This window comes from Sphingomonas sp. LR55, from assembly GCF_036856015.1.
Classification (GTDB): domain Bacteria; phylum Pseudomonadota; class Alphaproteobacteria; order Sphingomonadales; family Sphingomonadaceae; genus Sphingomonas.
In genome coordinates, this window is sequence record NZ_JASPFO010000001.1 from 593,238 (window position 1) to 600,000 (window position 6,763).

Here is a 6,763-nt window from a genome sequence, read left to right on the forward strand (position 1 = left end):
GCGCGACAAGGGGGACATCGATGCTGATCCGGGCTGGCTATGACATTCGTTTCGAAACCGACGTCGAAACCCCGATGCTGGCGATGCTCAGCGTGCATCCGTCGCGCAACAAGGATTTCGTGACCCCGCACCGGATCGCCGCCGATCCCGACGTGCCGACCTATGATTATCTCGACGCCTTCGGGAATGTCTGCACGCGGTTCACGGTGCCGAGCGGCGGTTTGACCCTGTCTTGCGACTTCACGATCGAGGACAGCGGTCTGCCGGATCCCGTCTCCCCCGACGCGGTCCAGCATGCGGTGCAGGATCTTCCCGACGACATCCTGATCTACCTGCTCGGCAGCCGCTATTGCGAGACCGATCGCCTGTCGGAGACCGCCTGGTCGCTGTTCGGCCACGTTCCCGCCGGCTGGCAGCGCGTCCAGGCGATCGTCGACTTCACGCATAACCATGTCGAGTTCGGCTATCATTTCGCGCGCTCGACCAAGACCGCGTGGGATGTGTATCAAGAACGCCAGGGCGTCTGTCGCGACTTCGCGCATCTTGCCGTTACACTGTGCCGCTGCATGAACATCCCCGCACGCTATTGCACCGGGTATCTCGGCGACATTGGCATCCCGCCGGTCGATGCACCGATGGACTTCTCTGCATGGTTCGACGTGTATCTCGGCGGCACGTGGCACACGCTCGACGCGCGCCACAATCGCCCGCGGATCGGGCGGATCCTGATGGCGCGGGGGCGCGACGCCACTGATACCGCGCTCACCACCAGCTTCGGCCCCGCGCGTCTGGTCGGGTTCGACGTCCACACCGACGAGGTCGAAGCGCTAGGCCGGGTCGAACAGGCGGGTTAAACCGGCTATGCTTCAAGTTAGGCCTTGTCGCATGTAGCGCGTTGGGCCTAACGGCACCGATCCCCTAACTTATGCTGCGATGCACAACATGACCTCGACCCCAGACCAGTCCGCCCCGTCCAACGCAAACGCGCTGCTGCTGCAGGCGATCGCGCTGCGCCAGTGCATCACCGCGACCTATAACCGGATGGTCTGCACGCTGGCACCGCACATCCTCTACACCAAGCATGACGACGTGTTCGTCGATGCGATCACGCTAGAGCGCGACGGTCAGCCGCCCAAGGAGATCAAGCTCGGCACGTTCAAGCTCGCCGGTCTGAAGGATATCGAGGTCATCGATCGTCCGTTCGTCCCCGACGCGATCTTCAACCCCGGCGACATCAAATACGACCGCGTCACCCTGTTCGTCGTCGACCGCACCTAAAACTGCACTAACGATCCTCCCCCGCCAGGGGGAGGTGGCAGGCGTCAGGCTGATGGAGGGGGAGGCAAGCGAAACGCCTGCTCCATGTCCTCACCCTCCGTCACCTTCGGCGACACCTCCCCCTGGCGGGGAGATCGGAATTTCCCTAAGCCGCAGGCGGCAACCACGCCGTCTCGATCTCGCCATAGCGATCGGTGAACCCGGTCGCCGCGACCAGCGCCGCCTCGTCGACGATCCGCACCCGCCGCCCGGTCCGCTCGATCACGCCGCTCTTCTCCAGCGCGCGGATCGTGCGGTTCACATGCACCTTGGTCAACCCCAGCGCATCGCCGATATCGGTCTGTGTCAGCGGCAGGTCGAATGAGTCGACGATCCCGCCCGCCGTCACGCGCAACCGCGCCATGATGTCGAGCAGCAACGTCGACAGTCGCTCGCTCGCGCCCATCCGTCCGATCGTCGTCAGCCGGTCGCTCATCGCGACGTTTTCCGCCGCGGCGATCGCATACAGCAGCCCGGCGATCCGCGGTTGCGCGCGGAACAGCAGCCCGAGTTCGGTCTTTGGCAATTCGATCACCCAGCAATCCGAGATCGCGGTCAGCGTCGCCGCCGCCTGCGACCAGGCCATGCTCGACGTACCGATCAGGTCGCCCGCATAATGGAACCTCAGGATCTGCCGGCCGCCGGTGATCAGCTTGGTCGAGGAGTGTAGCCACCCCTGGCGCACGACGTACAGCGCATGGCTCTCGCCACCTTCCGCCATCAGGATGTCGCCGGCCTTCAACCGCCGTTCGCCGCGCTCGGCCCGCGTGATCGCGTCACGCTCCGCATCGGTCAGGTCGAGATGTCGACCAAGCCGTGCGATCAAACCGCTCAATTGCATTGCATCGCCCTGTGTGTCCTAGCCCTCTGTATCCCTCATGTCGGCGTTGCACCAACCGCGCCCCCTGCGAAAGGGGGAATGCGAGGCACACGATACGACGACGCTAGACGATGCTGCGATGGCCCCGCCAGCCGCTTGCGATCCGAACACAGAGCCGTGCACCAAGTGTTTCCGATCATTCGGCCTTTTTCAAAGCATTCTCGACGACCGGTGCGACACGGGCAGCAATCTTGTTCACGCCGTTTTGATTGGGATGGACATGGTCCGCCTGCATCAACTGCGCGTTGCCGATCACGCCGTCTAGAATGAACGGATACAGGGTCGTATCATAGCGCTTCGCAAGATCTGGCCATATCGTGTTGAACTGCGATGAAAATTCAGGTCCGAGGTTAGGCGGCGCCATCATTCCCGTTAGCATGACCGGAATGCCGCGCCGCTTCGCCTCGTCGAGCATCGCGGTCATGTTCGTGCGCGTCTCGGCCGGCGAAATCTGCCGCAGCACGTCGTTGCCACCGAGTCCGATCAACACGAGGTCGGGTTTGCGCTTCATATTGTCGAGCGCGAACGCGAACCGCTGCCGCCCCGCCGCGCTGGTATCGCCCGAGACGCCGGCATTGATGAGCGTCGCGTTGACTCCGTCCTTGCGCAACCGGTTCTGCAATGCATCGGGCAGGCTCTGCCCGCGGTCGAGGCCATAGCCGGCATACAGACTGTCTCCGAAGGCGAGGATCAGTCGCTCAGGACTCTGCGGCGCTGGGGTCGCAGCAGCTGGCGAGACCGCGTTCGTCGTAGGCAGCGGGGCAGGGACCTCGGGTGTCCGATCGCAGCCGGCCAGCAACCCCGCTTGGAGAAGCGCCAGTCCGCCCCCATAAAGAGGCCAGCGTCGCATCCGTTTCTCCAAGATATTGGTCTCCATGTCCGAACCTGCTTCCGCCGATATGGTGATTTCGGCGCGCGATGTCACGCTGACACTCGGCGCATCGACTGCCGCGACGACGATCCTCAAGGGCATCGATCTCGACATTGCGCAGGGCACCAGCGTCGCGCTGCTCGGGCCTTCGGGGTCGGGCAAGTCGTCGCTAATGGCGGTCCTCTCCGGTCTGGAGCGCGCCACCAGCGGACGGGTCCAGGTGGCCGGGCTCGATTTCGGCAAGCTCGACGAGGACGCTCTGGCCCGCGCGGCGTGGACGCATCGGGATCGTCCTCCAGGCCTTCCATTTGCTGCCGACGATGACCGCGCTCGAGAACGTCGCCGTGCCGATGGAGCTGGCCGGGATGCCCGACGCGTTCGAGCGCGCGGAGGCCGAACTCGCCGCGGTCGGCCTGTCGCATCGGATCGGTCATTACCCCACGCAGCTTTCCGGCGGCGAGCAACAGCGCGTGGCGATCGCCCGCGCCCTCGGCCCGCGCCCCGCGCTCGTCTTCGGCGACGAACCGACCGGCAACCTCGACGCCGCGACCGGCGCCTCGGTCATGGACCTCCTCTTCGACCGCCGCGCCGCGACCGGCGCTACGCTGATCATCATCACCCACGATCCCGTCCTCGCCGCGCGCTGTGATCGCATCGTCGAACTCGCCGACGGCCGGATCTTCGCGGATCGCTTACGGTGAGCGAGTGGCGGCTGGCGTGGCGGCTTGCCCGTCGCGAACTCGATCTTCGCTTTCGCGGGCTGCGACTGTTGCTCGCCTGCCTGTTCCTAGGCGTTGGCGCTTTGGCCGCGATTGGCAGCCTGACGCAGTCGATCGACGCCGAGCTTGCTTCCCGCGGTAGCGCGATCCTGGGCGGCGATGTCGAGTTCGGCACCTCGCAGCGCGCCGCGACGCCTGACGAGCGCGCGGCGATGGCGCGGTTCGGCACGGTGTCCGAGACCGTGCGGATGCAGGCGACCGCGATCCGCGGCACCAACAGCGTGCCGGTCCAGCTCAAGGGCGTTGACGCGGTCTACCCGCTCTACGGAACGTTGGCCGTACAGGGTGGATCGGTCGCGAAGGTCGACGATCCCAAGACGATCTGGATCGTCCCGGCCTTGGCGCAGCGGCTAGGCGTTGGGCCCGGCGCGCGTACGGCTGGGGACCGCGGACTTCACCGTTGCCGGCGTGATCGCGAATGAACCCGACCGGCTGGGCGAAGGCTTCACGCTCGGCCCCGTCGCGATCGTCTCGATAGCAGGTATAGCGCGGACCGGTCTGGTCCAGCCCGGCAGCCTTTACGAGAGCAAGTACCGCGTGCGCCTGTCGCCAAGCGCCTCGCCGACGACCGCAGTGGATCGGTTCAAGGCGGCATTCCCCACCGGCGGCTGGGAAACCAAGACGCGTGACCGAGCCGCGCCTGGCGCCGAGCGCTTCGTCGATCGCATGGGGCAGTTCCTGTTGCTGGTCGGGCTGTCCGCACTCGTCATCGCCGGGATCGGCGTCGGCAACGGCGTGTCCTCCTACCTCGCCGCCCGCCGCAGCAGCATCGCGGCGTTGAAGGTTCTCGGCGCGACGTCCGGCCTCATTGCCAAGATCTACCTCCTCGAAGTCGCGATCGTGGCGGCGATGGGGATCGTTCTTGGTCTGATCGCGGGGGCGGCGACGGTGCCGTTGATCGTCTGGCTCGCAGGCGACGTTCTGCCGGTGGCGCCGCGCTTCTCGCTCCAGTTCGTCCCGCTCGCGCTCGCCGCTGCTTACGGCATGCTGATCGCGCTGGCCTTCACCGCGCCTCCCTTAATCGAGGCGGGCAGCATTCCCGCGGCCGGCCTGTTGCGCGGCGTGTTCGGCAATCGTGCCGTGCCGCTGCGCCGAACCTTGCCCTGGGTCCTTGGTGCAGGCGCCGCGATCGTCGCGCTCGCGTTGTCGACCGCGGACCAGCCCGGGCTCAGCGCAGGTTTCCTCGCGGCGGTAGCCGGCGTGTTGTTAGTACTGGCAGGGTTCGGCTGGGCCGTGCGCCGGATCGCCGCCGCGCTGCCCCGCTCGCGCAAGCCGTTGCTCCGCCTCGCCATTGCCGGACTCCACCGCCCCGGCGCGCGGACCGGCACTTTGGTCGTCGCACTCGGTCTAGGCCTAACGCTGTTCGTCCTCCTCGCGGGCATCCGCACCAGCATCGACGCGAACATCGCACTCACCGTACCCAAGCGCGCGCCGGCGCTGTTCGCACTGGACGTTCCGCCCGACCGCGAGGCGGAGTTCCGGCGGACGATCGAGGGCGTGTCGATCCATCCGGTCATCCGCACCGTGCCGGCCATGCGCGGAACGATCACCGGCTACGGCGCCACGCGTGTTGCCGATCTCAAGACGCTGCCCGAGGGCGCATGGGCATTGCGCGGCGAACGCGGGCTGACCTACTCCGCGACCTTGCCTGAGGGTAGCGAACTGACTGCAGGTCGGTGGTGGCCGCGTGACTATACGGGTCCGCCGCTGGTCTCGATCGACGAGCGACTGGCCAAGGTGCTCGACCTCAAGATCGGCGATCCGCTCACCTACACCTTGCTCGGCGTCGAGCGGACTGCGCATATCGCGTCGTTCCGCCGGATCAGCTGGGATACGCTCGGCTTCAATTTCGTCATGGTGTTCTCGCCCAACGCGATCCAGGACGCGCCGCATAATCTTGCCGCGACGATCGAGCTCGCGCCGGGGCAGGAAGCACCCGTCATGCGAGCATTGTTGCCGCGCTTCCCCTCGGTCTCGGTGATCGAGGTTCGCGGCGTGCTCGGCCAGGTTCGCGATATCGTCTCGCAGATGGCGACCGCGATCACCGCAGCCGCGTCGGTGGCGATCCTTGCCGGGATGGCGGTGCTGATCGGCGCGATCGCGGCGGCGCGAGAGGCACGGACCTATGACGGCGTGATCCTGCGGACGCTCGGCGCGACCCGGCGGCAGGTGCTCGCGGTGCAAGCGCTTGAATACGCGTTCCTCAGCATCGTGCTGTCGGTGCTGGCATTGCTGTTGGGGCTGGGTGGCGCCTGGTATGTCGTGACGCAGCTCTTCAGTTTCGAATGGCGCCCGGACTACGCGACGGTGTTGGCTACGTTGCTGGGTGGTGCGGGGTTGACGATGGCGATCGGCTTGATCGGCGCATGGCCCATTCTCGGCGCGCGGCCGGCACAGGCGTTGCGGCAACTCTGACGGCACGTTTGCGTCCGCGCGGCGTTAGGCCGGAATATCGAGGAGGGGCAAGACGCTGAGCACGTACGAAACACGACCCAAGCATCAGGCCACTAGCCCCTGGTCGATGTCGGCTCGCGAATGGTGGAAGGTCCTCAAGCGCACCTGGGCCGAGGGGAACGACGACAATATCGGTCTGATCGCGGCGGGCACCGCGTTCTACGGGTTCGCCGCGATCGTCCCGCTGCTGGCATCGGTGGTGCTGGTCTACGGGCTGGTCGCCGACACCGCGACGGTGGTCGCGAACATCCGCGCGCTGTTCAACGTCCTTCCCGACGACGCCGCCCGCGTGATCGGCGACCAGCTCGCGACGGTCGTCAACACGTCGGAGGGCAAGAAGGGGTTCGGCCTCGTGATTGCGCTGGGCATCGCGCTGTATGGCGGAACGAAGGGCGCATCGTCGATCGTCACCGCGCTCAACATCGCTTACGAAGAGAAGGAGACGCGCGGGTTCATAGCGCT

7 protein-coding genes and 1 pseudogene (1 of these 8 running past the window's edge) are annotated in these 6,763 nt (G+C 66.2%); 6 read left to right on the top strand and 2 right to left on the bottom strand.

Annotated elements, in window-relative coordinates; all coding sequences use genetic code 11:
- Positions 1-20: 20 nt before the first annotated feature.
- Both QP181_RS02985 and QP181_RS02990 read left to right on the top strand, forming a co-directional pair.
- Complete coding sequence (locus tag QP181_RS02985) at positions 21-854, top strand: transglutaminase-like domain-containing protein (RefSeq protein WP_333927535.1); 834 nt, start codon at positions 21-23, stop codon at positions 852-854.
- Between the two features lie 88 nt (positions 855-942).
- Positions 943-1,278 carry a hypothetical protein gene (locus QP181_RS02990; protein ID WP_128454646.1) on the top strand — a complete coding sequence of 112 codons (336 nt, stop codon included), beginning with the start codon at positions 943-945 and terminating at the stop codon, positions 1,276-1,278.
- Positions 1,279-1,423: 145 nt separating this feature from the next.
- Here the strand turns inward: QP181_RS02990 and QP181_RS02995 are convergent, their stop codons facing one another.
- Both QP181_RS02995 and QP181_RS03000 read right to left on the bottom strand, forming a co-directional pair.
- Positions 1,424-2,152 carry a Crp/Fnr family transcriptional regulator gene (locus QP181_RS02995; RefSeq protein ID WP_332754993.1) on the bottom strand — a complete coding sequence of 243 codons (729 nt, stop codon included), beginning with the start codon at positions 2,150-2,152 and terminating at the stop codon, positions 1,424-1,426.
- 181 nt (positions 2,153-2,333) lie between these two features.
- Complete coding sequence (locus QP181_RS03000; protein ID WP_333927536.1) at positions 2,334-3,047, bottom strand: arylesterase; 714 nt, start codon at positions 3,045-3,047, stop codon at positions 2,334-2,336.
- A gap of 49 nt (positions 3,048-3,096) precedes the next feature.
- On the opposite strand from QP181_RS03000, the pseudogene QP181_RS03005 reads away from it, so the two are divergent.
- From QP181_RS03005 to QP181_RS03020, 4 genes and pseudogenes are all read left to right on the top strand, one after another.
- A pseudogene (locus tag QP181_RS03005) lies at positions 3,097-3,769 on the top strand (ABC transporter ATP-binding protein).
- A complete protein-coding gene (locus QP181_RS03010; RefSeq protein ID WP_333927537.1) occupies positions 3,766-4,269 on the top strand; it encodes a hypothetical protein in 504 nt (167 codons plus the stop codon). The pseudogene QP181_RS03005 and the gene QP181_RS03010 overlap by 4 nt, the downstream one beginning before the upstream one ends.
- Positions 4,256-6,262 (top strand): ABC transporter permease, encoded by a 2,007-nt coding sequence (locus tag QP181_RS03015; protein WP_333927538.1) that lies wholly within the window; start codon positions 4,256-4,258, stop codon positions 6,260-6,262. The genes QP181_RS03010 and QP181_RS03015 overlap by 14 nt, the downstream gene beginning before the upstream one ends.
- 106 nt (positions 6,263-6,368) lie before the next feature.
- Positions 6,369-6,763 carry the 5' portion of a YihY/virulence factor BrkB family protein gene (locus QP181_RS03020; protein WP_333927540.1) on the top strand. Its footprint extends 751 nt past the window's final position, so only the first 395 of its 1,146 coding nucleotides appear in the window; the start codon lies at positions 6,369-6,371; its stop codon lies off the right edge, out of view.

What these genes read in the sequence shown, in the direction of transcription:
- QP181_RS02985 (WP_333927535.1), top strand. Translation starts at nt 21, where the DNA reads ATGCTGATCCGGGCTGGCTATGACATTCGTTTCGAAACCGACGTCGAA.
- QP181_RS02990 (WP_128454646.1), top strand. Translation starts at nt 943, where the DNA reads ATGACCTCGACCCCAGACCAGTCCGCCCCGTCCAACGCAAACGCGCTG.
- QP181_RS03000 (WP_333927536.1), bottom strand. Translation starts at nt 3,047, where the DNA reads ATGCGACGCTGGCCTCTTTATGGGGGCGGACTGGCGCTTCTCCAAGCG.